The 21,204-nt window shown below is 72.7% G+C and carries 30 protein-coding genes and 3 pseudogenes; 23 read left to right on the top strand and 10 right to left on the bottom strand.

The window, feature by feature from the left end:
- Positions 1-121: 121 nt before the first annotated feature.
- A complete protein-coding gene (locus LUW75_RS17980; protein ID WP_250336530.1) occupies positions 122-925 on the top strand; it encodes a peptidoglycan-binding domain-containing protein in 804 nt (267 codons plus the stop codon).
- A gap of 397 nt (positions 926-1,322) precedes the next feature.
- Here the strand turns inward: LUW75_RS17980 and LUW75_RS17975 are convergent, their stop codons facing one another.
- The gene (locus LUW75_RS17975) at positions 1,323-1,907 is read right to left on the bottom strand and encodes a TMEM165/GDT1 family protein (RefSeq protein ID WP_250336529.1); all 585 of its coding nucleotides are present in this window, start codon (positions 1,905-1,907) and stop codon (positions 1,323-1,325) included.
- A gap of 196 nt (positions 1,908-2,103) precedes the next feature.
- Positions 2,104-2,892: an ABC transporter permease gene (locus tag LUW75_RS17970; RefSeq protein ID WP_250336528.1), complete on the bottom strand. Its 789-nt coding sequence runs from the start codon at positions 2,890-2,892 to the stop codon at positions 2,104-2,106.
- Between the two features lie 186 nt (positions 2,893-3,078).
- On the opposite strand from LUW75_RS17970, the gene LUW75_RS17965 reads away from it, so the two are divergent.
- The 4 genes from LUW75_RS17965 to LUW75_RS17945 all read left to right on the top strand — a co-directional run bounded on the left by LUW75_RS17965 (position 3,079) and on the right by LUW75_RS17945 (position 7,114).
- Positions 3,079-3,738, top strand: a complete 660-nt coding sequence (locus tag LUW75_RS17965) for an HNH endonuclease family protein (protein ID WP_250336527.1) — start codon at positions 3,079-3,081, stop codon at positions 3,736-3,738.
- Positions 3,739-3,866: 128 nt separating this feature from the next.
- The gene (locus tag LUW75_RS17960) at positions 3,867-5,555 is read left to right on the top strand and encodes an alkaline phosphatase D family protein (RefSeq protein WP_250336526.1); all 1,689 of its coding nucleotides are present in this window, start codon (positions 3,867-3,869) and stop codon (positions 5,553-5,555) included.
- Positions 5,556-5,656: 101 nt separating this feature from the next.
- Positions 5,657-6,274 carry a DedA family protein gene (locus tag LUW75_RS17955; protein WP_250336525.1) on the top strand — a complete coding sequence of 206 codons (618 nt, stop codon included), beginning with the start codon at positions 5,657-5,659 and terminating at the stop codon, positions 6,272-6,274.
- Between the two features lie 291 nt (positions 6,275-6,565).
- Positions 6,566-7,114 (top strand): flavoprotein, encoded by a 549-nt coding sequence (locus LUW75_RS17945; protein ID WP_250336524.1) that lies wholly within the window; start codon positions 6,566-6,568, stop codon positions 7,112-7,114.
- 12 nt (positions 7,115-7,126) lie between these two features.
- Here LUW75_RS17945 and LUW75_RS25005 read toward each other — a convergent pair whose 3' ends face one another.
- Positions 7,127-7,201 carry a 50S ribosomal protein bL37 gene (locus LUW75_RS25005; protein ID WP_462933801.1) on the bottom strand — a complete coding sequence of 25 codons (75 nt, stop codon included), beginning with the start codon at positions 7,199-7,201 and terminating at the stop codon, positions 7,127-7,129.
- Between the two features lie 580 nt (positions 7,202-7,781).
- On the opposite strand from LUW75_RS25005, the gene LUW75_RS17940 reads away from it, so the two are divergent.
- Both LUW75_RS17940 and LUW75_RS17935 read left to right on the top strand, forming a co-directional pair.
- Positions 7,782-8,717 carry a peptidoglycan recognition protein family protein gene (locus LUW75_RS17940; protein ID WP_250336523.1) on the top strand — a complete coding sequence of 312 codons (936 nt, stop codon included), beginning with the start codon at positions 7,782-7,784 and terminating at the stop codon, positions 8,715-8,717.
- Between the two features lie 67 nt (positions 8,718-8,784).
- Complete coding sequence (locus LUW75_RS17935) at positions 8,785-9,063, top strand: DUF2087 domain-containing protein (protein ID WP_250336522.1); 279 nt, start codon at positions 8,785-8,787, stop codon at positions 9,061-9,063.
- On the opposite strand, the gene LUW75_RS17930 is transcribed toward LUW75_RS17935, so the two are convergent.
- Positions 9,039-9,215: a hypothetical protein gene (locus tag LUW75_RS17930; protein WP_250336521.1), complete on the bottom strand. Its 177-nt coding sequence runs from the start codon at positions 9,213-9,215 to the stop codon at positions 9,039-9,041. The two genes, LUW75_RS17935 and LUW75_RS17930, sit on opposite strands and share 25 nt — an antisense overlap.
- Before the next feature lie 143 nt (positions 9,216-9,358).
- On the opposite strand from LUW75_RS17930, the gene LUW75_RS17925 reads away from it, so the two are divergent.
- Both LUW75_RS17925 and LUW75_RS17920 read left to right on the top strand, forming a co-directional pair.
- Positions 9,359-9,898 (top strand): DUF4262 domain-containing protein, encoded by a 540-nt coding sequence (locus tag LUW75_RS17925; protein WP_250336520.1) that lies wholly within the window; start codon positions 9,359-9,361, stop codon positions 9,896-9,898.
- A gap of 50 nt (positions 9,899-9,948) precedes the next feature.
- Positions 9,949-10,200 carry a hypothetical protein gene (locus LUW75_RS17920; RefSeq protein ID WP_250336519.1) on the top strand — a complete coding sequence of 84 codons (252 nt, stop codon included), beginning with the start codon at positions 9,949-9,951 and terminating at the stop codon, positions 10,198-10,200.
- Between the two features lie 258 nt (positions 10,201-10,458).
- Here LUW75_RS17920 and LUW75_RS17915 read toward each other — a convergent pair whose 3' ends face one another.
- Both LUW75_RS17915 and LUW75_RS24375 read right to left on the bottom strand, forming a co-directional pair.
- Complete coding sequence (locus LUW75_RS17915) at positions 10,459-10,836, bottom strand: HAD family hydrolase (protein ID WP_250337713.1); 378 nt, start codon at positions 10,834-10,836, stop codon at positions 10,459-10,461.
- Positions 10,833-10,958, bottom strand: a complete 126-nt coding sequence (locus LUW75_RS24375) for a hypothetical protein (protein WP_284453887.1) — start codon at positions 10,956-10,958, stop codon at positions 10,833-10,835. Before LUW75_RS24375 ends, LUW75_RS17915 begins: the two co-directional genes overlap by 4 nt.
- A 43-nt stretch (positions 10,959-11,001) precedes the next feature.
- Between LUW75_RS24375 and LUW75_RS24720 the strand changes: the two are divergent.
- Both LUW75_RS24720 and LUW75_RS24715 read left to right on the top strand, forming a co-directional pair.
- Positions 11,002-11,145: pseudogene (locus LUW75_RS24720) on the top strand (transposase); the annotation flags it as partial.
- A gap of 57 nt (positions 11,146-11,202) precedes the next feature.
- A pseudogene (locus LUW75_RS24715) lies at positions 11,203-11,364 on the top strand (site-specific integrase); the annotation flags it as partial.
- Positions 11,365-11,784: 420 nt separating this feature from the next.
- Here LUW75_RS24715 and LUW75_RS17900 read toward each other — a convergent pair.
- The 3 genes from LUW75_RS17900 to LUW75_RS17890 form a co-directional block, all read right to left on the bottom strand.
- On the bottom strand, positions 11,785-11,952 hold the full coding sequence (locus LUW75_RS17900; protein ID WP_250336518.1) for a hypothetical protein: 168 nt from the start codon (positions 11,950-11,952) through the stop codon (positions 11,785-11,787).
- Positions 11,953-12,775: 823 nt separating this feature from the next.
- Positions 12,776-13,468: an HAD family hydrolase gene (locus LUW75_RS17895; RefSeq protein WP_250336517.1), complete on the bottom strand. Its 693-nt coding sequence runs from the start codon at positions 13,466-13,468 to the stop codon at positions 12,776-12,778.
- On the bottom strand, positions 13,455-14,321 hold the full coding sequence (locus LUW75_RS17890) for a GntR family transcriptional regulator (protein ID WP_250336516.1): 867 nt from the start codon (positions 14,319-14,321) through the stop codon (positions 13,455-13,457). The genes LUW75_RS17895 and LUW75_RS17890 overlap by 14 nt, the downstream gene beginning before the upstream one ends.
- Before the next feature lie 152 nt (positions 14,322-14,473).
- Here LUW75_RS17890 and LUW75_RS17885 point away from each other — a divergent pair, with 152 nt between their 5' ends.
- Positions 14,474-14,806 carry an SCO3933 family regulatory protein gene (locus LUW75_RS17885; protein WP_250336515.1) on the top strand — a complete coding sequence of 111 codons (333 nt, stop codon included), beginning with the start codon at positions 14,474-14,476 and terminating at the stop codon, positions 14,804-14,806.
- A gap of 67 nt (positions 14,807-14,873) precedes the next feature.
- Here LUW75_RS17885 and LUW75_RS17880 read toward each other — a convergent pair whose 3' ends face one another.
- Positions 14,874-15,014 carry a hypothetical protein gene (locus LUW75_RS17880; protein ID WP_250336514.1) on the bottom strand — a complete coding sequence of 47 codons (141 nt, stop codon included), beginning with the start codon at positions 15,012-15,014 and terminating at the stop codon, positions 14,874-14,876.
- Here LUW75_RS17880 and LUW75_RS17875 point away from each other — a divergent pair.
- The 11 genes and pseudogenes from LUW75_RS17875 (at position 14,947) to LUW75_RS17825 (ending at position 21,071) form a co-directional block, all read left to right on the top strand.
- A pseudogene (locus LUW75_RS17875) lies at positions 14,947-16,154 on the top strand (FtsK/SpoIIIE domain-containing protein). The gene LUW75_RS17880 and the pseudogene LUW75_RS17875 overlap by 68 nt on opposite strands.
- 77 nt (positions 16,155-16,231) lie before the next feature.
- Entirely contained in the window at positions 16,232-16,939 is a 708-nt protein-coding gene (locus tag LUW75_RS17870) for a DUF2637 domain-containing protein (protein WP_250336513.1), read from the top strand.
- A 16-nt stretch (positions 16,940-16,955) separates the two neighbouring features.
- The gene (locus LUW75_RS17865) at positions 16,956-17,132 is read left to right on the top strand and encodes a hypothetical protein (protein WP_250336512.1); all 177 of its coding nucleotides are present in this window, start codon (positions 16,956-16,958) and stop codon (positions 17,130-17,132) included.
- Between the two features lie 5 nt (positions 17,133-17,137).
- On the top strand, positions 17,138-17,326 hold the full coding sequence (locus LUW75_RS17860; RefSeq protein WP_250336511.1) for a mobile element transfer protein: 189 nt from the start codon (positions 17,138-17,140) through the stop codon (positions 17,324-17,326).
- Positions 17,327-17,338: 12 nt separating this feature from the next.
- A complete protein-coding gene (locus LUW75_RS17855) occupies positions 17,339-17,644 on the top strand; it encodes a SpdD protein (protein WP_250336510.1) in 306 nt (101 codons plus the stop codon).
- A gap of 12 nt (positions 17,645-17,656) precedes the next feature.
- The gene (locus LUW75_RS17850) at positions 17,657-17,899 is read left to right on the top strand and encodes a hypothetical protein (protein WP_250336509.1); all 243 of its coding nucleotides are present in this window, start codon (positions 17,657-17,659) and stop codon (positions 17,897-17,899) included.
- 95 nt (positions 17,900-17,994) lie between these two features.
- Positions 17,995-18,177 carry a hypothetical protein gene (locus tag LUW75_RS17845; protein WP_250336508.1) on the top strand — a complete coding sequence of 61 codons (183 nt, stop codon included), beginning with the start codon at positions 17,995-17,997 and terminating at the stop codon, positions 18,175-18,177.
- Positions 18,178-18,182: 5 nt separating this feature from the next.
- A complete protein-coding gene (locus LUW75_RS17840; RefSeq protein WP_250336507.1) occupies positions 18,183-18,353 on the top strand; it encodes a hypothetical protein in 171 nt (56 codons plus the stop codon).
- Positions 18,350-19,741, top strand: coding sequence for a replication initiator protein RepSA (gene repSA / locus LUW75_RS17835; protein ID WP_250336506.1), 1,392 nt, complete (start codon positions 18,350-18,352; stop codon positions 19,739-19,741). Before LUW75_RS17840 ends, repSA begins: the two co-directional genes overlap by 4 nt.
- A complete protein-coding gene (locus LUW75_RS17830) occupies positions 19,738-19,953 on the top strand; it encodes an excisionase family DNA-binding protein (RefSeq protein ID WP_250336505.1) in 216 nt (71 codons plus the stop codon). The genes repSA and LUW75_RS17830 overlap by 4 nt, the downstream gene beginning before the upstream one ends.
- Entirely contained in the window at positions 19,953-21,071 is a 1,119-nt protein-coding gene (locus LUW75_RS17825; RefSeq protein ID WP_250336504.1) for a tyrosine-type recombinase/integrase, read from the top strand. Before LUW75_RS17830 ends, LUW75_RS17825 begins: the two co-directional genes overlap by 1 nt.
- The last annotated feature ends 133 nt before the right edge of the window (positions 21,072-21,204 follow it).

The raw sequence follows: 21,204 nt of genomic DNA, 5'->3' as shown, positions 1-21,204 counted from the left end.
TACGGACGCGGGTACGGCGGACGCGAGGGCGGCAGGCGCGGATACGGCGGACGCGGCTGACGCGGGTGCAACGGGCACAGGGCCTGCGGACGCGGACGCGGGTACGGCGGGCGCCGGGCACGTGGGGCACGCCGCGGGTTCCACCGATGCGGGGTACGCGGCAGGCGCGGGGTACGCGGCGGGCCCCGCCGACGCGGGCTACACGGCGGGCACGGACGGCACAGGCGGCACGGACGGGGCGCAGCGCGTGGACGTCACGCCGGGACCGCGCCGCTCGCGCCGGCGCGGGAGCGGGCGGCGGCCGGGCGTGGTCGCCGCCGTGGTGGTGGCGGTCGTGGCGGTGGCCGGCGCGGCGGCGTTGGTGGGCGGCCTCTTCGACGGCGGCGGTACGGCCGACCGGGTGGCGCCCGGCCCGGCGCTGAGCGAGCCCCCGTGGCCGACCGGCCCGGCCCGCCCGGCGCCCGAGGGGAGCACGGCGCCCTCGCGGACCGCCTCGCCCGTCTCCCGTGCCCCGTCCGCCCCGCCGTCGGCCGCGTCCGCCGCGTCCCCGTCGGGCGCTCCGGCCCCCGCGGAGACCGGGGCACCCGCGGACCCGACCGCGACGGGGCGCCCGGGGCCGCGGACGACCGTCCCGGCGCGGCCCCGGCCCGACGGTCCGGGACCGTCCGCGACGGCCCCCGGCCGGCCGCAGGAGGACGGTCCGACCCTGCGCCGCGGCGACCGCGGCAGGGAGGTGCTGGAGCTCCAGTACCGGCTGCGCCAGCTCGGCCTGTACCGCAACGCGATGAACGGCCGCTACGACAAGAACGTCGAACGGGCCGTCGCCCGGTACCAGGCGTACCGCGGGATCACCGCCGACCCGTCCGGCGTCTACGGTCCCGCCACCAGGAAGTCGCTGGAGGCCGAGACCTTCGGCGCCGGCTGAGCGGCGGCCGCCGCACCGGACGGCACCGTCCCGCGGGATCGGGATCGGGATCGGGGTCGGGGGCGGGGTCGGGATCGGGATCGGGGTCGCGCCGCCCGCCCCGTCCCGCCCCGTACCGTGCGGGACCGGGGCGGGCCCGCCGGCGCTCCCGCCCGGCGCACGGCCCCGCCCGGCGCACGGCCCCGCCCGGCGCGTCGTCCGCCGGTACGGCCACGGCGTCCGCCCTTCCCGGCGCCCCGTCCGGCGTGGACGTGGCACCCCGCAACCCCCGGCCGGACATCCGACCCGACCGGTCCGGCCGGACAACCGATCCGACCTGACCAGGCCGGACAACCGACCCGGCCGGCCCAAGCCGCCCCAGCCGGTCGACCGGTCAGCCGGTCAGCCGGTCAGCCGGTCAGCCGGTCAGCGCCTCGTACAGGCTGAAGCCGGCCAGGGCCAGCATCAGGCCCGCCGCCACCTTCGTGATCAGCCGCAGCGGCACGTACCTCATGAGCGTCCGCCCGCCGACGATGCCCAGTCCGGCGACCGCCCAGAGGGCGAGGACCGCGCCGAGGCCGACGGAGAGGGGGTCGTCGTAGCGGGCGGCCAGGTTCGCGGTCATGATCTGCGTGAGGTCGCCGAACTCCGCGACGAGGATCAGCATGAAGCCCGCCCCGGAGACCTTCCAGAACGACTGGTCGGCGGGGGCCCTGATCTCCTCGTCCCCGTCGTCGTCCTTCTTCAGCAGCAGCATCGCCGCGCCGGCGAGGAACAGCACGCCGACGAAGGCCTGCACCAGCCGGTGCGGCAGCAGGGTGAGGACGCTGCCCGCCGCGACGGCGAGCGCGACGTGGACCGCGAAGGCGGCGGCCACCCCCGCGAAGACGTACGACGCCCGGTAGCGGGTGCCCAGCACGAGGCCGGCGAGGGCGGTCTTGTCGGGGAGTTCGGCCAGGAAGACGACACCGAAGGTGATCGCCACGATCGTGAAGCTGAGCACGGGCTGGTTCCTCAATCGGTCGGGCCGCGGCCGGACCGGGGGACCTTCGCTCGCGCGTTTCGGGGGTCGCTCCGGCACGGCAGGGCCATGGGTACATGGATCCTGCTGATGCCGAAGGTCTCGCTGGCGGTCCCCCACGGGGTCCGCCTCCGGGCGCCGGCCGGGCACGGGGCCCGGCAGTATGTCGACGGTCCGGCTAGGAGCTACTCCCCTTCTGCTCCGTCCAGGGTACGCGACGCCGGCCGGGGCCCTCCTCCCGGTGCAGCAGCCCCCTCGCGACCAGCTCCAGCACCACCGCGACCGCGACCGCCTGCACGGCCATCAGCGCGACCAGCACGAACAGCTGCACGGCCCCGGCGAGCAGCGGCGACGCCCCGCCCAGCAGCATCCCGACGAACGCGCCCGGCAGTGTGACGAGGCCCACGGTCCTGGTCTGGTCGAGCCCGGGCAGCAGCGCGTCGGCCGCCGCCGTCCGCGCCACCTCCAGCCGGGCCTCCCTCGGCAGCAGTCCGAGCGCGAGGCCGGCCTCGACCTCGCCGCGGCGGGCGGCGAGCTCGTCCAGGGCGCGCCGCCCGCCGAGGACGGTGGCGGTGAGCGCCCCGCCGACGAGGATGCCGGTCACCGGGATCAGCGCGATGCCCTCGACCGGCACGAGCCCGGTGAGCAGCAGCGCCGCGACGACCGGGGCGACCCCGGCGCCCACCGGGGCGGCCGCCCACCACCAGGTGCGGTTGCGGGTGAGGCGGCGCCCGGCGGTCCGCACCGCGACCCCGTACATCACCAGCAGGAAGAGCGGCAGCAGCAGTGCGTGGCGGACCGCCCAGCCGATCACCAGCGAGACGGCCGCGAGCTGCGCCGCCGCGCGCACCCCCGCGACGGCGGTCTCGCGGGGCGGGCGCAGCCGGGCGACGGCGACGACGGCCGCCGCGGCGGCGAGCAGGAGGGCGAGGACGGCACCGAAGACGAGGTCGACCGGCAGCAGCACACACCAACCCTAGGCCCGCGGGGGCCGCCTGTCGGGGTGTCGGGAAGTGGACACGGACCTTGATGTGACGTGTTCATGTCGTCACCCTGTTACCCGGCGCCCGCCTCCAGGACATCCGGCGCCATCAGCATGAGCGGGCCGCCCGTCCGGGCGCCCGCAACGCCCCAGCCGTCCAAGGGAGTTGACATGCCCCGTATCTACGCGCGTCGACCGATGCGTCGCCTCGCCGCGTTCGCCACGACGGCCGCCCTCGCGGTCACCGGCCTGCTGGCCACCGCGCCCACGGCGCAGGCGGCCCCGCCCACCCCCGTCAGCGCCGCCACCGCGCGCACCTACCTCGGCCAGCTCGCGGTCCGCGCGGAGGGCTCCTCCACCGGCTACAGCCGCGACCTGTTCCCGCACTGGATCACCCAGTACGACGCCTGCAACACCCGCGAGGTCGTCCTCGAGCGCGACGGCGTGAACGTCGTCCAGGACTCCACCTGCGCGGCGACCGGCGGCCGCTGGTACTCCGAGTACGACGGCGCCACCTGGTACGCCGCCTCCGACCTCGACATCGACCACGTCGTCCCGCTCGCCGAGGCCTGGCGCTCCGGTGCGAGCTCCTGGACCACCACGCAGCGCCGCTCCTTCGCCAACGACCTGACGCGGCCGCAGCTCATCGCCGTCACGGACGACGTCAACCAGGCCAAGGGCGACCAGGACCCGGCCGAGTGGATGCCCTCGCGCACCGCGTACCACTGCACCTACGCCCGCATGTGGGTGCACGTGAAGCACCACTGGGGCCTCTCGGTGGACTCCGCCGAGAAGAGCGCCCTCCAGTCGGTGCTGAACGGCTGTTCCTGACGGACGGCCGCTCCTGACGAAACGTCACCTCACCGCCGGCGTCCGGCGGAACCGGGAACCCCCTCCGGGCACTCCGTACGGTACGGACCCCGCACCGCACGGGCGGGACGACCGAGGAGGACCGACTCGTGGACGCCGGACTGCGGCTGGGGCCGCTGCTGAGGTACGTGGAGTGGCCGGACGCCGACGGCACCCCGCGCCACCCGGCGGCGACCGTGTGGATCGAGGCCGACGGGCCGCGCACCGCCGAGGTGCGGTGCGCGGACGGGGCCGGGGGACGGGCCCGGACGTTCGCGATCGCCGGGCACCACTACGCGGTCGTCCCGGTGACCGGCCTGACGCCGGGCGCCACCACGGCCTACGAGGTGCTGCTCGACGGCCGGCCCGTCTGGCCGCCGCCGGACTCGCCGTTCCCGCCGAGCACCCTCACCACCCCCGACGACCCCCGCGGGCCGCTGCGCGTGACGTTCGGCTCCTGCCGCTGGGCGGCGGCGGGCGCGGAGGGCAGGCGGCCGGCCGGGCCGGACGCCCTCGGCGCGCTCGCCGCCCGGCTGGCCGCCGACCCGGCCGCCGAACGCCCCGACGTGCTGCTCCTGCTGGGCGACCAGGTGTACGCGGACAAGCCGTCCGAGGCGACCAGGCGCTGGCTGGCCGGCCGCCGCGACCTGGCCGAACCGCCCGGCGCGCAGGTGGCGGACTACGAGGAGTACACCCGCCTCTACTACGAGTCCTGGCTCGACCCCGGGGTGCGCTGGCTCCTCTCCACCGTCCCCAGCATGATGATCTTCGACGACCACGACGTGATCGACGACTGGAACACCAGCGCGGCGTGGCTGTCCCGGATGCGCGCCGCGCCCTGGTGGCGCGAGCGGCTGCTGAGCGGCCTGATGGCGTACTGGGTGCACCAGCACCTGGGCAACCTCTCCCCCGCCGAACTGGCCGCCGACCCGCTGTACGCCCGGGTGCGCGCGGCCCCCGACGGCACGGCGGCGCTGCGCCGGTTCGCCGCCGAGGCGGACGCCGACCCGGCGCGGGTGCGCTGGAGCTACCGGCGGGACCTCGGCCGGACGCGGCTGGTGATGGTGGACACCCGGGCGGGCCGCGTGCTGGACGAGCAGAAGCGGGCCATGCTCGGCGAGGAGGACGCCCGCTGGGTGGGCCAGCAGGTGCTGGAGGGCCGCGCGGGCCGGGACCACCTGTTGATCGGCAGCTCCCTGCCGTGGCTGCTGCCGCCGCTGGTGCACGACGCCGAGCGGTGGAACGCCGCGCTGTGCCGGGGCGACCGCGGCGAGCGCTGGGCGCGGGTCGGCGAGTCGCTGCGCCGCCGCTCCGACCTGGAGCACTGGGCGGCCTTCCCGGAGTCGTTCGCGTGGCTGACGGGACTGCTGGCCGACGCGGCCGAGGGCCCGGACGCCCCGGCGACGGTGTCGGTGCTGTCGGGGGACGTGCACCACGCGTACGTGGCGGAACCGGACCTGCCGACCGCCTCGCGGGTACTGCAGCTGACCTGCTCACCGGTCCACCAGCGCATCCCGTACGCCCTGCGGCTCGGCTTCCGGTTCGGCTGGAGCCGCGCGGGGCGGTGGCTCGGGCGGGCGCTGGCCCGGCACGGCCGGGTGGGCGCCGCCGGGACCGGCTGGACCCGGACGGGCGGGCCGTGGTTCGGCAACCAGCTGATGACGCTGACGCTCCACGGGCGGACGGCCCTGCTGCGGCTGGAACGGGCGCGCGGCGAGCGGGAGCTGGTGAAGGTGCACGAGCGGGCGTGGGGGCGGGAACCGGCCGTCGAGCGGGCGTCGGGCGTCGGCTCCGGGTGACGCGCGGCCGGGGCGGGCGGCCCTCCGGCCGCCCTCCGTGCACCCGCTGACGTGCGGGGCGTACGCTGTTCCGCATTTGTCGGCAGCGAGCGGGGGTCGGGGTGCTGGAGAGCGTGCGGTGGCTGGCCGGCAGCCCCTGGATTTACGCGGCGGTGGCCACCTCCGTGGTGCTGGACGTGTTCCTCCCGGTGCTGCCCAGCGGCGTCCTGCTGATCTCGGCGGCGACGGCGGCGACCGCGGCGACCGCGACGGCCGCCCCCGGCGGGGTCTCGCTCGTCGCCCTCGCCCTGTGCGCGGCGTCCGCCTCGGTCCTCGGCGACCTGGTCGCGTACCGCCTCGCCTGGCGCGGCGGGCCCCGTCTCGACCAGGCCATCGCCCGCTCGCGGCGCCTGACCACCGCGCGGGAGCGGCTCGGCGCGGCCCTCGGCAGGGGCGGCGGCGCCCTCGTGGTCATCGCCCGGTTCGCCCCGGCCGGACGGTCCGTGGTGTCCCTGGGGGCGGGGGCGGCGCGGCGCCGGGCGCGCGAGTTCGTGCCCTGGTCGGTCCTGGCGGGGGTGGCGTGGGCCTCGTACAGCGTGGGCCTGGGCTACTTCGGCGGGCAGTGGCTGGGCGCGACCTGGCTCAGCGCGGCGGTGTCGGTGCTCGCCCTGTTCCTGGCGGGAAGCCTCGCGGCGTACCTGGTGCGGCGTCCGGCGCCCGCTCCGGCACCGGCCTCCTGACGGGGGCACCGCGCGCCTCCGGCCCGTCGGGCGGCCGCCGCGTCGCCCCGGCCGCCCCGGCGACGGCGCGCTCGCCCCTCCCGGTCGTGCGCGGCGGACGTCCGGAACCCGGGGGCCTCGCGCCCGCGCCGGAGGGCGGCGGGGATGTCGTCCTCGGCGGCCTCCCCGCGGAGCGCCGGCGGACGGAGGGTCCTGACGCCGCGGCACACGGCGTTCCCCGTCCGGCCGAGCGGTGCGGACGTCTCCCCACCGCCGGGAGGCACCCGTACGGCGTGTGATCAGATGAACTCCATGATCGAAGCGAGGACCCTGTATCTGTTCTGCTCCGCCGCTCCCCCGGTGTTCGACGTGGCGAGGGTGGTCGAGGACGCACAGGCGCGTGGCTGGGACGTCTGCCTGGGGCTGACGCCGAGCGCCGCGCGCTGGCTGGAGCCGAGCCTCGACGGGCTGGCCGTGCTGACCGGGCACCCGGTGCGCAGCGCGTACGAACGCCCCGGCGACCCGGACGTCTGGCCCCCGGCCGACGCGCTGCTGTTCGCCCCGGCGACGTTCAACACGGTGAACGCGTGGGCGCTCGGCCTGACCGGCAACCTCGTGGTGGGCGTCGCGGCGGAGGCCGTCGGCAGGGGCCTGCCGGTCGTCGCGGTGCCGTGCGCGAACGCCGCGTACGCACGCCACCCGCAGTTCGACCGGTCGGTGGAGACCCTGCGGGCGGCGGGCGTGGCGGTGCTGCACGGCGAGGGCGGGCACCTCCCGGACCCGTCCGGCCCCGACCGGCCGGACCACTTCCCCTGGGCGCCGGCCCTGGACGCGGTGGAGGCGGCGTACCGGGCCCGGTGAGCGCTCCGGAGGTCAGGCGTTGGGCCGCTTGCCGTGGTTGGCCCTCTTGCCCCTGCGGGCACGCCGCTTGTTGCCGCGCTTCGACATGGGACCACTCCCTTCCGAGCCCCGTGAGGGGTTTTTCGGGCATGTCGGGCATTCGCCAGTCTAGGTCCGCCCCGGGCACCCCGCACGGCCGCCGCCGGGCTCCGACGGCGCCGCCCCGGTGGGCGCCGTGGCCGCCGGGCGCGGCGGGGGCGGCGCCCGCGCGATCGGCGGTGGACGCGGCGGGCGCGGCGCGGACCGGTGCGTCCCGGACCGGCGCGGTAGGGCCCTGCGACACGGAGCGGACCGGCACGGGACGGACCGGCGACACGGAGCGGTCGTTCCGTACCACCGGGCCCGCGACGGGACGGGGCGGGAGGACGCGTACGGGAACCAGCCTGCCCCGTGGGGCGGTTGGGGTTCGTCCGCCCCGCTCGTCCCCGGCGAGTGCGCGCCGCGCCGAGTGACGGGTCCCCGCACCGGGCACCTCACTGTCAGGTGCCCGCACCGCCCGCCGCGCACGAGGCACCCCACGCCCCGAGGAGGAGACGCATGGCCCGGTGTCCGGGGCCGAGCGCGTGGAGGCGCAGCCGGAGCCGGACGCCCCCCAGAAGACGTACTCGAGTCAGAAGGAGGCACCCCGATGGCTTGGTGCCCGTTCGCGAGGAAGCTGGAGCTCCAGCCCGAGAGCGATCAGCAACCCGCTATCAGGCCGACGCAGTTCATCCTGCACAGCCTCGCCGCACCGTGGACCGCGCAGCGGCTCTACGAGTACTGGAAGTCCAGCTCGCTCGAGTCGCACTTCGGGCTCGGGTACGCGGGCGACCTCGCCCAGTACATCGGCACGGAGACGCGCGCCGACGCCAACTACACGGCCAACCGGCGCCCCGACGGCACCGGCGCGGTGTCCGTCGAGACGGCGTCCAACCTGAAGCACACCGACCCGTGGACGGACGAGCAGGTCGAGCAGCTGATCCGGCTGGGGGTGTGGCTGCACCAGCGGCACGGCCTGCCCCTGCGGATCTGCCGCAGCCACGACGACCCCGGCTACGGCTACCACCGCCTGCACTCCGCCTGGTCGGCGGGTGGCACCGCGTGCCCGGGGGACGCGCGCGTGGACCAGTTCCGCAAGGTCGTGTTCCCCGGGATCGTGAAACGCGCCGACGACCAGACGGCGCCCGTACCCTCCGAGGAGGACCCCGTGCCCGACATGCTGAACGAGTCCAACGCCGCCGACATGGAGCTCACGTCCGGCAACTGGGCCGGACTCTCCTTCCGCACCGCGGTCCTGCTGGTGGGGCCGGTACGCCACCACACCACCGTCCACCTGCTGTTCGGGGACGACACCCCGGCGGACACGGTGGTCGAGGGCCGCTTCTACACCACGGACGGGAACGGCGGCGACCGCTCCCTGCATCTGCCGGTGCGGGCGTACGGGGCGGGCGGCCACCAGTTCACCTGCACGGCCGACACGGGAGCCGGCCGCCACCTGCGCTTCATGGTCCGCGCGCGAACGTCCGACAACCGCCCGGTCCGCCTCCTGCACCGCTCGGTCTCGGGCCCGTTCTGGACCCTGTGACCCCGCCGACGAGGCGGCCGGGCAAACCCGTTGCGAAGCGGGCGCACCGTCTGTGAGGCTTCCCGCCATGCCGGAGCACCGTACGCCGCACAGCGTGTCCGCCCTCTTCGACGGCGAAGGCCGCCTCACCGCCGTCCCCCGCAGACCGGCCCGCCGCGAGCAGTTGCTGGCCCACCTGGCGCAGACCCTCTTCGAACACGGCCGCACCTACACGGAGCCCGAGGTCAACGAAGCGCTGCGCACCGTCCACCCGGACTGCTCCGCCCTCCGCCGCCACCTGGTCGTCTCGGGCCACCTGACCCGCACCCGGGACGGCGCCGCCTACCACCGCTCCCCGGCGGCCTGACCACCACCGCCCCGCCGCCGGGCCTCCCGCGCCCCCTCCAGCCGGATCGCGGTCACCCGCGCCCGCGCCCGCGCCCAGGCGGGAACGATCAATACGGCGAGCAGGGCGACGAGCACGGCCCCGCCGACGAACACGGCCCCGAGTCCCCGCACGGAACCACCCCTCGGGGCGAGGCTTACCCGGCCCGCCCACCCGGCACGGCGGGGAACCCGCCGCGGACCACCCGGCACCGTCGGGGCCGGGGCGCCAGCGGACCGATTGGGGCCGTACAGGGTCACCGGCTACCCTCCCCCGGATGAACGAGTCCCCGTGCTTCTGCCTCCTCTGCACCCCGGCCGAACGGGGCGGCCCGGCGTGGGAGGAGCGCGACAGCCGCATAGCCGGAAACGTCACGGAGTTCGGCTGGCACGTCGTGGGCGTGGCCGGCGGCGACTCCCCAGGCGACTGGGGCTGCTCCATCGGCCTCTGGCACACCCTGCGCAGCCCCGAGGTCAGCGTGTTCGGCCTGCCCTCCCCGACCGCGATGCGCGTGGTGAACAGCGCCGCCGCGGGCGTCCGGGACGGCGTCCCGCTAGAACCCGACCAGCGCCGGGGAGACGTCCTCCACGGCTACGAGGTGACCGTCCGGCCCGTCCGCCCCAGCTGGTACCTCGTCTTCTTCGGCGCGGGCGTCGACTTCTACCAGGCTCCGCCCCTGCCGATCACCCAGCTGTTGTGGCCGGACAGGGCCGGGCGGTTCCCCTGGGACGAGGAGGCGGACGAGTGCTGCCGCACGAGCCAGCCACTGTTCTGGATCCCGAAGGGCGAGTCCACCGGCCCGTGGACCGAGGCGTGAGCGGCGCGGTCGACCAGCCCGGCGGTGAACCCCAGCGACCGAGCCGAGCCATGATCTTCGGGGGGCTCTCCGTCGCCTTCTGGTTCTGCTGCCCCTTCTGGGTACTCGTCTGGCTCCTCGCCCTCCCTCTCGGCCTCACCGGCCTGGTGCGGGGCTGCGTCGAGCTCCGCACCGCGTCGAGGCTGAACACCAGCCGCACCGCCCCCGTGACCGCTCTCGTCCTTTCGGCCCTGGGCACGGGGGCGGCCGTCGCCTACGTGGTCTTCGTGTTCACCCACCCGGACCTGCCGATCCAGGAATAGCCCGACGAAGCGACCTCAACCGAAAGTCGCCGCAGGACGAGTGACCACGCCCCCGCGCCGACGGCACGCCGAGCAGCCCACGGCCCCACCTCACCCGGCACGAGGTTGAATCCCTGCTCTTCGAGTCACCCCGAAGAAGCCGCCTGACACCACGGAGCCGACCGCCCCGGTCATGGGGGAGACCCCCTCCACCACCTCTGAGCCGACCACCGTGCCGCGCACAGCGGGTGCCTTGATCAGATGGAGGCCCCTGGCGGCCTACTCGGGCTCCAGGGTGTCCACGACGGCCTGCATGCTCCGGATGACGACGTCGGCCCCGGCCGCGGCGAACGGCTCGGCCCTGTCGGCCCTGTCGGCGTAGCCGATCGCGACGGCGCCGACGGCGTGCGCGGCCTGGACGTCGGTGGTCGAGTTCCCGATGAGCACGCAGCGCGTCACGTCCACGCCGAGGCTCTCGGCCGCGGTGATGAGGGGATGCGGATTCGGCTTCATCAGGTCCGGCCGGTGCTCGGCCCGACCCACCACCTCCAGCACGTACGCGGAGAGGTCATGCCGGTCGAGGTACGCCCGGACGCACTCCGCCGAGTTGTTGTTGACGACCGCGACCCGCCGCCCCGCCTCCCTCGCCGCCCTCAGCGCCGCCCCCCTCCCAGCGTGGGGGCTCCCGCCACCGCGACCGCCTCCACCTCGGCCACCGTCAGTGCGCGTTCCACCTCGTGCCCGAGGTCGACGTCCGCCGCGTGCGCCAGGCGCAGCACTTTGAGTTGACCCTGATTTCGTGGAGTCCCTGAAGCCAGGCTTGTGACCCTGACCCGAAGGAGAACCACGAGCAGTGCCAGCACCACGCACATACCCGGACAGTTCCGCGAGAGGGCTGTCCGCCAGGTCCGCGCCACTGGCTGTCCGATCGCGCATGTCGCGAAGGACCTGGGCATCCACAAGGAGGCCCTGCGCGGCTGGGTCCGTCAGGTCGAGGTGGATTCCGGTGAACGCGACGACCGGCTGACCGCCGCCGGGGTCGCGCCCCGCGTCGTCATGGAGATCCTCGGTCACAGCCAGATCGCCGTGACCATGAACGTGTACACCCACGTCGTGCAGGACACGCAGCGTGAGGCCGTCAGCCACATGGACCGGCTGCTCAGGAGGCGCCCCGGCCGCCGGTGACCGGCACCGTTGATGTCGGATGTGGATGTCAAAGGCCCCCAGTCGTGATCGACCGGGGGCCTTTGCGCTGGTGGGCGCGGACGGTTTCGAACCGCCGACATCTGCTTTGTAAGCCTGGCGCCCCCGGCGGACACGCCTCCCTGGTCATCCGCCATTTGAGGATCCCGGCTGCCGATACAGCACCGGCACCGCCACGCCCTCCGGTTGACCGTGGCTGACCGCTCGATCTGGCACGGATCTGGCACGGCTGAACCTCCCGATGCGAACTACGAGCGGGGCGGTCACTGAAGTCATCCGGCCTGGCCCACAGCCCTATGGCAACCCTCCGCGGCGTCCTGCGGGCAACCTGGTTGCTGTACTTCCTTGCTGCACCGCAACGCAAGGCAAGGGGCAGACCCCCGAGGAGTCTGCCCCGGCCTATCACTTGCCCTTGTGCTTGGTCGGGTCGACAAGCTTGTAACCCTGACCGGCCTTGGGCGTCGGCGGAAGGGGCTTACCCTTCACGGCCGTGACCTCGGTCTTAGAACCGGGGACCTTGTACTGCCCCGACTTCGGTGCTGGCGTACCCGGCGTAAGCTTCTTGGCCATCCTGATCACCTACCTTTCGAGCTGGATACCACTCGATGTCGACCCCGCCCTTCTGAGCAAAGAGCGGAACCATGTAGGGTCGTTGGGCGCCTAGGAACGCATCACGACCCCAGTTCGAGCAGGCACCGACCCCGCGTCAGTCCTTCTGAACTGGGGTCTTTCGCGCTATCGAGAAGCATAGCGCCCCAGTGACCTAAATGGGTTATACAGACCACAACTTGTGGGCGTGTCGGACCATGCAACCACTACATGTAGGGATACCTGCGCGCTTTTTCGGCTACCGATCGCTGACGGGATCGGCCTAGCAGCCTTGGGTGACCGATCAGGATCCGTACGCTTCCGGCGCGTCGGACTGCTCGTGGATCTCAACCCACCCCCCCAGCTTCCATCCCGTCCGCCGTCGACCCACACACCGTGGAGCGGGCGCGGTGCCGGGCGTCCAGGTGGAGCGCCCAACTGGACGAACGACCTGGACGCCCGGTGCCGTGTCTGCTCGGCTCTGCCTGGGTCGACGGCGGACGGGATGGAAGCTCCCCACGCACGCCCTTACGGACCCGCAGCCGGGGACGGCGCCCCCGCCATCCCGGTGCCGGCCGATCCCCCGCCGGAGGCATCAGGCTTTGACCGTGACTGTGCGGACGGTGCTCGGCTCATGGCCTTCGGCCCTGTCCACCTGTGGGCGGGCGTCGGCGCAGCCCGCGCGGAGCGGGCCGGAGGCAGGAGCGTCGCGCGGAGCGGAGCCGGGAGCCCGCCCGGCGGAGCGGAGCGCAGCCGGGGCTTGATGAGGTAGAGAAACCTGTAACAGGTCTCCGCTGCTCTTCGGCTACGCCGTGGTGAGTGCGTTGGCGATGGCGTGCATGTCGTCCGTGATGGCGTCGGCTTGCGCTTCCGCGAAGAGGTCGGCCTTGTGGGGCTTGTTGACGTAGCCGATGGCTGTCGTCCCGGTTGCGTGGGCAGCCTGGATGTCTGTGAGCGAGTCACCGATCAGGGTGCAGTTCGTGACGTCCATATGCATCTGCTCGGCCGCTGTGATGAGTGGGAACGGGTTGGGCTTCATCAGGTGGGGTTGCCCGGCCGGTCGGCCGACGATCCGCACGACGTACCCTTCCAGTCCGTGGGTTTTCAGGAAGCGCTGGACGCACTCGGCAGAGTTGTTGCTCACCACCGCCACTGCCCGGCCCGAGGATTTCACGGCTTGGAGGGCTTCCGCTGCTCCCGGCGTCGGCGGGCCAGCCACCGCGACGGCTTCCACCTCCGCCGCCGTCAAAGCCGCCTCCACTTCCTGGCCCAACTCTGCGTCGGCCTCGTGTGCGATGCGCAGAACCTCGATCGGGTCGTCGGTCTCGGCGGCCTTCGCGCCCGCGGCTGCGTCCTTGGTAGCCAAGAGCACGGTGAGCTGTTTGGCGACTTCGGAAGCGGGGAGCCCGGCGAACACGTCGCACACAGGCCCGTCGAAGTCGAAGAAGATCACGCCTGCGTTGGCGAGGACCTCCGGGAGTCGGTCATCGTGCGTCAAGGTCGAAGTCCCTTCCGATCGTCTCCCAGACGCTGTTGAACCACATGCCGGCCTGCTGGACCTGCTGGGCCCCGCTGGAGGACTCGCCATCGTTGATCGAGTGGTGGAAGAGCGTCGTGTCCTTGCCCACAAGGTCGTAGATTTCGATCGTCTCGCCTTGGGCGACGACCTTGTTGGGGCGGATCGGGTAGTACCCGAAAAACGCGTCTTCGCCGTTAATCACGTACAGCTTGAAGAACTGCGTGCCGCTGTGGACACGGACGTTGATCCGGGTCTCGGCAACCAACCCCAGGTGCTCCAGCTCGGTAATCGCGTCCCGAATGCTGCGGGTGTAGCCGACCATGATGTCGTGCATACGGTCTCGCAACCGCTTGTCGTCCGCTCCGTCCGCCATCCGTACCGGGGCGGCCTGCGGTACCGACATGTCCGGAACGAGTATCCGCATGGTGATGCTTGACGGGGTCAGCCTTCCGATGCGGATCTTGTCAAGTGGTTCTTGCAGTGCACCATGCAAGGTCTCGCTGGAGAACCCGGCGAAGTCGATGGTGACGTGGTCCTTCGCGAAAGCCTGCTCGACATAGGGCCGTAGCCCCGCCGGCCTTTCCGTCCGGTTGCGGACGTAGACCCCGCTGCCTTTGCGGGAGACCACAAGTCCCTCATCTTCGAGATCCCGCAACGCGCGCTGGATCGTCGCCCGTGCGAAGCCGTACAGCTCCGTCAGCTCCTTATGGGACGGGAGCTTTTCACCAGGGGCCAGTCGACGGGTCCGGATGGCGGCTCCAAGACTGCTGGCCACCTGCTCGTAGGGTGCTCGGTCGTCGTCTGGGTCGAGGGGCTCGGGGACAAAGGTCATGAGGTTGATGGTAGGCGAGTCGCCTCTAGCAAGACAGTCACGGCAGTCATGTTGTTGACATGGCTAGCCATGTCTTCTAACTTGGAGACATGACCAACGGGGATAGCCAAGTTGGTCGTCTAGACCCTTCCTGCCATCTCAAAGGAGAGATCATGCCGTCGTTCAAGGTGGACACGTCGACTGCCGTGGTGTTCGTGGCCACGGCTCCGGTGCCGAAGCTGGTGAACAAGCAGACCGGTGAGCGGGCGGTGGACCGGGAGACCGGTGCGGGTCTGTCCACGGTGGGCCTGCTGATCTCGGACGAGGGTGAGGGGAACCTGTACCAGGTGACCGTCCCGGAGACCGGTATCCCGGAGGGGCTGACGCCGGGGATGCCGGTGACGGTGATCGGGCTGAAGGCGCGGGACTGGGAGAACACGTTCAACGGGCAGACGCGGCACGGGATCTCGTTCCGCGCGGTCGCCATCACGCCGGTGGGTGCCTGATCGTGTCGGACCTGTCGACGTTATGGGAGGTCGGCCTTCCGCTGGCCGGTGCCGGTGGTGGTCTGGGCTACGCGAGGGTCCGGGCGCCGCGGGTGTTCTGGTCGCTGGTGGGTCTGCCGGTGGCGCGGGTGCGGTTCGCGGTGACGTACCGCTCGACGATGGACGTGTGCGGGTTGACGGTGCAGCCGTCGCGTCTGCGGGCGTTCATGGTCCGCACCGTCGCCCGCCGCGCGGACGTTCAGCCGGTGCCGCCGAAGATCCGGCGCGTGCGGGGCTCGGCGACCGGGATGCGGGTCACGCTGCGTCTTCCGGCCGGTCTTGAGCCTGCGGATGTGGTGGCGGCCTCTGAGCGGCTGCGGCATGCCTGGGGGTGCACTCGGTGAACGTGGTGGAGACCCGGCCGGGGTTCGTCGAGCTGCGGATGACGGGCTATGACGTGCTGCGGCGGGTGAAGATGCCGCGCCGTCTCCCCTCGGGGTCGATGAGGGTGCCGGTGGCGCTGCGGGAGGACGGTACGGCGTTCGTGCGGGACTACCTGAAGGTGCCGCACGCGCTGACGCTGGGGGCGAACCAGTCGGGCAAGTCGATGTATCAGCGCAACCTCGTCGCCGGGCTGGCCCGGTTGCCGGTGGCGCTGGTGGGGATCGACTGCAAGCGCGGGGTCGAGCAGCGCGGATACGCGCCCCGCCTGTCGGCCCTGGCCATTACCCCCGAGGAAGCGTCCGGGGTGCTGGATGCGCTGGTGGGCGAGATGGAAGCGCGTTTCGACCTGCTCAGCGAGCATGGCGCGGCCGATGTGTGGGCGCTGCCCGAGCGGGTGCGGCCGGTGCCGGTCGTGGTCCTGGTGGATGAGGTGGCGGAGCTGTTTCTCGTGGCGGGGAAGAAGGATGAGGAACGCCGGGACCGGATGGTCATGCAGATGATCCGCATGGGTCAGATGGCTCGTGCGGCCGGCATCTTCCTGGAGGTGTGCGGCCAGCGCTTCGGCTCGGACCTCGGCAAGGGCGCCACCACGCTGCGCGCCCAGCTCACCGGGCGGGTCGTGCACCGGGTCAACGACAAGCAGACCGCCGACATGGGCCTTGGCGATATCGCCCCTGATGCGGTCATGGCGGTGACCGCGATCCCGCCGGACCGGCCCGGTGTTGCGGTGGCCGGTGACTCCTCCGGCGGCTGGTCCCGCATCCGTACCCCCGAGCTGAGCGCGGCCAAGGTCGCCGCGATCTGCGCCCGGTACGCGGACCTGACCCCGCGCCTTGCGGCCCTGGTCCCCTACCGGCCGATCGTCTCCGCCGCGCCGGCGGCCGATGCCGTGCCGCTGGTCAAGCCGGTGCCCGTCACCGACTAACCCCCTTGTTCGACGGTCGGCGCGGCCGTATCTCGCGCCAGGTCCCTACCCCTGCCATGTCTGAAAGGAGGTGAATCGTGTTCCGTACCCTCCGCTTCGATGCCGTGCTGGTTCAGGCCGTCATCGCCGGTGCGTTGTCCTTCGCTCACCTGCACGATCTGGCTGAAGCCGCGGGTCAGGACGGGTGGAAGGCGTGGGCCTACCCGGTCAGTGTCGACTTGCTGTTGGTGGCGGCCTGGCGCCGGATGCGCGCTCACGCCGACAACCGTGCCGCCTGGGTGTGGTTCGTCATCGCCCTCGCCGCCTCGCTCGGTGCGAACGTCGCCACCGCCGGGCTGCTCGACCTCAACGACGTGCCGGCCTGGCTGCGCATCCTCGTCGCCGGATGGCCCGCGCTGGCCTTCCTCGGCGGCACCCTCCTGGTCCACGCTCCCACGCACACCGACGACCAGCCGACCACGCCGGCCCCGGCCGCCGAACCCGACCGGCCCACCCCGGACCCGGACCCGGACCCGGAGCCGATCACGGTCGAACGCGCCCTGGACCCCGTGCCGGAACTCCCCGCACCCGAACCCATGCCCGCTCCCGAGCCTGCTCCTGCTCCTGCTCCTGCTCCTGCGGCAGCGCCTCCCGTGCCGGTCCCGCCCGCGCTCCTCGACCACGCCCGCAAGGTCGCCGAAGCCCACCGTGCCCAGACCGGGGCCCCGATCGACCCCGCCACGCTGCGCGTCCGCCTCGGCGTCCCCGCACCGCTGGCCGACTCCATCACCGCCCAACTCACCTGAACAGGAGAACCGCACTATGCGTCCGTCCATCCGCTGCGCCCTGGAGCGCTCGGCCGAACTGACCCGCAACAACCAGCTCGTGGAAGCCGTCGCCATCGCGGAGGCAGCCATCAACCGGGCCACCGAGGATGAGCACCCCGAAATCAGGCAGTGGCTCACCGACCACGCCGACGACTTCGTCGGCAAGGTCTGACCGCCATGGCGCGTCCGAACCGCTTCTACGACGTGATCCGCATCGGCCCGGTCCGGGTCGGCAGTCACTACGACGGCCGCGGGCGGACCAAGCACACGGCCGTGTGCACCGCCCCCGGCTGCGACTTCTCCGCCGACTACCACAACCGGCCCGCCGCCGAACTCGCCGCCCGTACCCACCGCTGCAACGCCTGAAGGAGACAAGCCGTGTTCACCCCGAAGTACCCGCCGCCCGACACCGCCACCGCGCCCGTCCCGCTCCAGCCGACCGGCGCCACCGCGACTCCGTCGGCCGTTCCCGCCCCGGCCGCGGTGCCGCCTACCCCGGCCCTGCCGCCGTCGCGCGCCACGGTTCAGATCACGCCCGCCGCCGTCGCCACCGGCACCGCCGCCGTCCTCGTCGTCGGCACGGTCCTGGTCTCCACGCTCCTGGCGGTCGCCGTCACCGCGGCTTCGGTCGCCTTGGTCGCCGTCGTGCTGCGCCTGCTCCTGAAGGACAACAACCACCGCTGAAAGGAACCCGTCATGGGCCTGTTCAACCGCAAGAAGGACAGCGAGACCCCGGCGAACCCGGCCATGGCCGAGATGGGCCGTGAGTTCGCCATCGCCCGCCGCCACGGCGACCGCAAGACCATGCGCCGCATCGGCCGCGAGTACACCAACACCGCTCAGACCGATGCGGACGCCGCCTCGTTCCAGCACGGCCAGGAAGCGTACGACGCGCTCCCGCCCATCAACCCGCCGCGCCGCACTTGGCGCCGCCGTTGAGCGGCCCCCGGGGCGGCCTCGGTCGCCAAACTTCCGCCGCCCCGGGGCGCCTGGGCCACTTCCAGATCCACCGGACCCGAAAGGGAGACCCCATCATGCCTCAGCACACCCCGGCGTCGCGCGTGTGCCGCGACTGCGACGGCTTCGCCACCGCCACCATCACCACCGGCCTTCAGGCGGCCGACGGCTCCCGCGCCACCCTCCGCGTCGCCTGCCCCACCTGCCGGGGCACCGGCCGCACCACCCCCGCCGCCGTCCGCGTTCACGTCGGGAAGTGACCGCCATGGCCCTGTTGAACTGGCGCTCCGCCGACCACTACGACCACTCCGGCGACAAGCCCTGCGTGATCTGCACCCGGCCCACCCCCTTGCGCTCCGACCGCGGCAAGCCCGTCCACAAGGTCTGCGCCGAGCAGTGGAACGACACCCACCCCCGGAAGGAGGACAACGCGTGAGCAACCCCGCCACCGCGGCGGGCCTGGACCCGGCCACCCTCGCCGACGTGGTGAGGCTGGCCGGGTCCCCCGGCTTCGACCGCCTCCAAGACCAGATCCGCCGCACCGGTGGATGCGCCGCCCCCATCCACCTCCAGGGCCAGACCATTACCCGGGATGCCGCCACGGGTCAGGTTCTGCATCACTACTCCACCGACACCGAACCCGGCGGACGCCTCCGCGTGGCCTGCGGCAACCGCCGCGCCTCGCGCTGCCCGGCCTGCGCCTGGACCTACGCCGGCGACACCTACCACCTGATCCGCGCCGGACTCGTCGGCGACCCCGCCAAGGGCACCCCCGACACCGTGCGCGACCACCCGCGGGTCTTCGCCACCCTCACCGCCCCTTCCTTCGGCCCCGTCCACAACCGGCCCGGAAACCGCCCCTGCGCCTGCGGCACCCGCCACGCCGAAGACGCCCCCGAACTGGGCACCGCGCTCGACCCGGCGACGTACGACTACGCGGGCGCGGTGCTGTGGAACAACCACGCCTCCGAGCTGTGGCGCTACTTCACGATCTACCTCCGCCGCGAGATCGCCCGCCGCGCCGGCCTCACCCAAAAGGCCGCCCGTGAAGCCTCCCGGGTCTCCTTCGGCAAGGTCGCCGAGTACCAGAAACGTGGCGCCGTCCACTTCCACGCCGTGATCCGCTTCGACGGCCCCGACGGACCCGACACACCGCCGCCTGCCTGGGCGACGCTCAACCTGCTCACCGACGCCACCCGGGCCGCCGCCGCCCGCGTCCACGTCGACGTCCCCGACGCCGGGAACCAACCCGCCCGGACGCTGCGCTGGGGCACCCAGCTCGACATCCAGCCCATCGGCGCCTTCGGCGACGGCGAGGAGATCAACGAACAGGCCGTCGCCTCCTACGTCGCCAAGTACGCCACCAAAGCCGCGGAGACCACCGGCACCGTCGACCACCGCATCGGCAACAAGGAAGCCCTCGACCTGCTCGGTGTGCCGGAGCATCCCCGGCGCCTGATCGAAGCCTGCCTCGACCTCCACCCGCTGTACCCCGACCGCAAGCTACGCGACTGGGCCCACATGCTCGGCTTCCGCGGCCACTTCTCCACCAAGTCCCGCCGCTACTCCACCACCCTCACCGCCCTGCGCCAGACCCGCGCCGACTACCGCGCCGCCGAACAACGCGCCGCCCTCGGCCTGCCCGACCCCGACGACCACCCCGAAGCAACCACGCTCGTCGTCGCCCACTGGACCTACGCCGGCCACGGCCACACCCCCGGAGAGTCCTGGCTCGCCGCCACCATCCGCCGCGACCTCCAACACAACCGCGAAACCGCCCGCGAAATCCGCGCCGAACTCGACCTGGAAGGAGCCGCAGCATGAAGGACCGGCTGCTGAGCGTTGCCGAAGTCGCCGAGTACCTCGGGACGACGGAACGCTTCCCGCGACGCTTGATCGCCGAACGTCGCATCGTGTTCGTCAAGGTCGGCCGTCATGTGCGCATTCCGGAAAATGCCTTGGAGTCATTCGTCCTGGCGAACACCGTGTCACCGATTTCGTCGGGTCGTGAGACGGCGTACAGGGCGGTGGCCTGATGGCGAACGGCAAGGGCAGGAAACGGCGTTTCGGCTCGGTTCGCAAGCTGCCGTCCGGACGCTTTCAGGCGCGCTATCGAGACCCTGACGGGCTGCTCCGCGCGGCACCCCAGACCTTTGGGACGCAGACGGACGCTGACCGATGGCTGGTCCGCAAGGAAGCCGAGATCATCGAGGGCCGTTGGCAGAATCCGGACGACAAGGTCCCCTTCGGGGCGTACGCCGACGCCTGGTTCAAGGAGCGCGACTACGCAGCGACCACACGGGAGCGCAACGGCAGTGCACTGCGGCTGCACATCCTGCCGACGTTCCGCAACATCAACGTGGGCGACATCAGCACACCGCAGATCCGGCGTTGGCGTGCCGGCCTTCTCGACAGCGGTGTAGGGGAAGCGACCGCGGCGAAGGCGTACCAGATCCTTCGGGCGATCATGAACACGGCGGTTGACGACGGACTGATCCAACGCAATCCGTGCCGGATCAAGGGCGCCGGTGCCACGAAGACGGCTGAGCGTCCTTTCCTCACGGTCGCCGAGGTGTTCCGGCTCGCCGACGTCGTCCCCGAGCGCTACCGAGCGTTGATCCTGCTCGCCGCCTTCACGTCGCTGCGGTTCGGGGAGCTGGCCGCACTCCAGCGGCATGACGTCGACCTGGAACGCCGCGTCGTCTCCGTCCGCCGGGCTGCCGCCGAGACGCGCACGGACGGCCTGCTGATCAAGACGCCGAAAAGCGCGGCGGGCATCCGTACGGTCGTGTTCCCGGCCTCGCTGGTCGAGGAGCTGCAAGCCCACCTGTCCGAGTACTCGGAGGCCGGCCGCAACGGCCTGGTCTTCGTCGGTCCCCGCGGCGGCATGCTGCGCCGCAACAACTTCCGCCGCATCTGGCTGCGCGCTCTCGCCTCCGCCGGTCTGAGTGACGTGCACTTCCACGACCTGCGGCACACGGGCAACACCCTGGCGGCCACCGGTGGCGCGACCACGCGGGAGCTGATGCACCGGATGGGGCACTCGTCGGTGCGGGCCGCGCTGATCTATCAGCATCTGGTCAACGGTCGTGACCAGGAGATCGCCGACCACGTCGACCGTCAGATCAGGAGGACCCGCGATCAAGACGGGTGATGTGGACTCGTTGTGGACCCGATATGGCACGTGAGTGGCACGGCGCCTCCTCCGCCCCGTGACGGCGGGGAAACGAACAGGGCCCAGGACTCCGGAAAACTCCCGGATGACCTGGGCCTTCGGCGTACTGCCG

Origin of the sequence: Streptomyces sp. MRC013, assembly GCF_023614235.1 — a bacterium.
Taxonomy (GTDB): Bacteria; Actinomycetota; Actinomycetes; order Streptomycetales; family Streptomycetaceae; genus Streptomyces.
The sequence above is the reverse complement of the archived record's forward strand: the minus strand, read 5'-3'. Positions and strand labels throughout refer to the sequence as shown.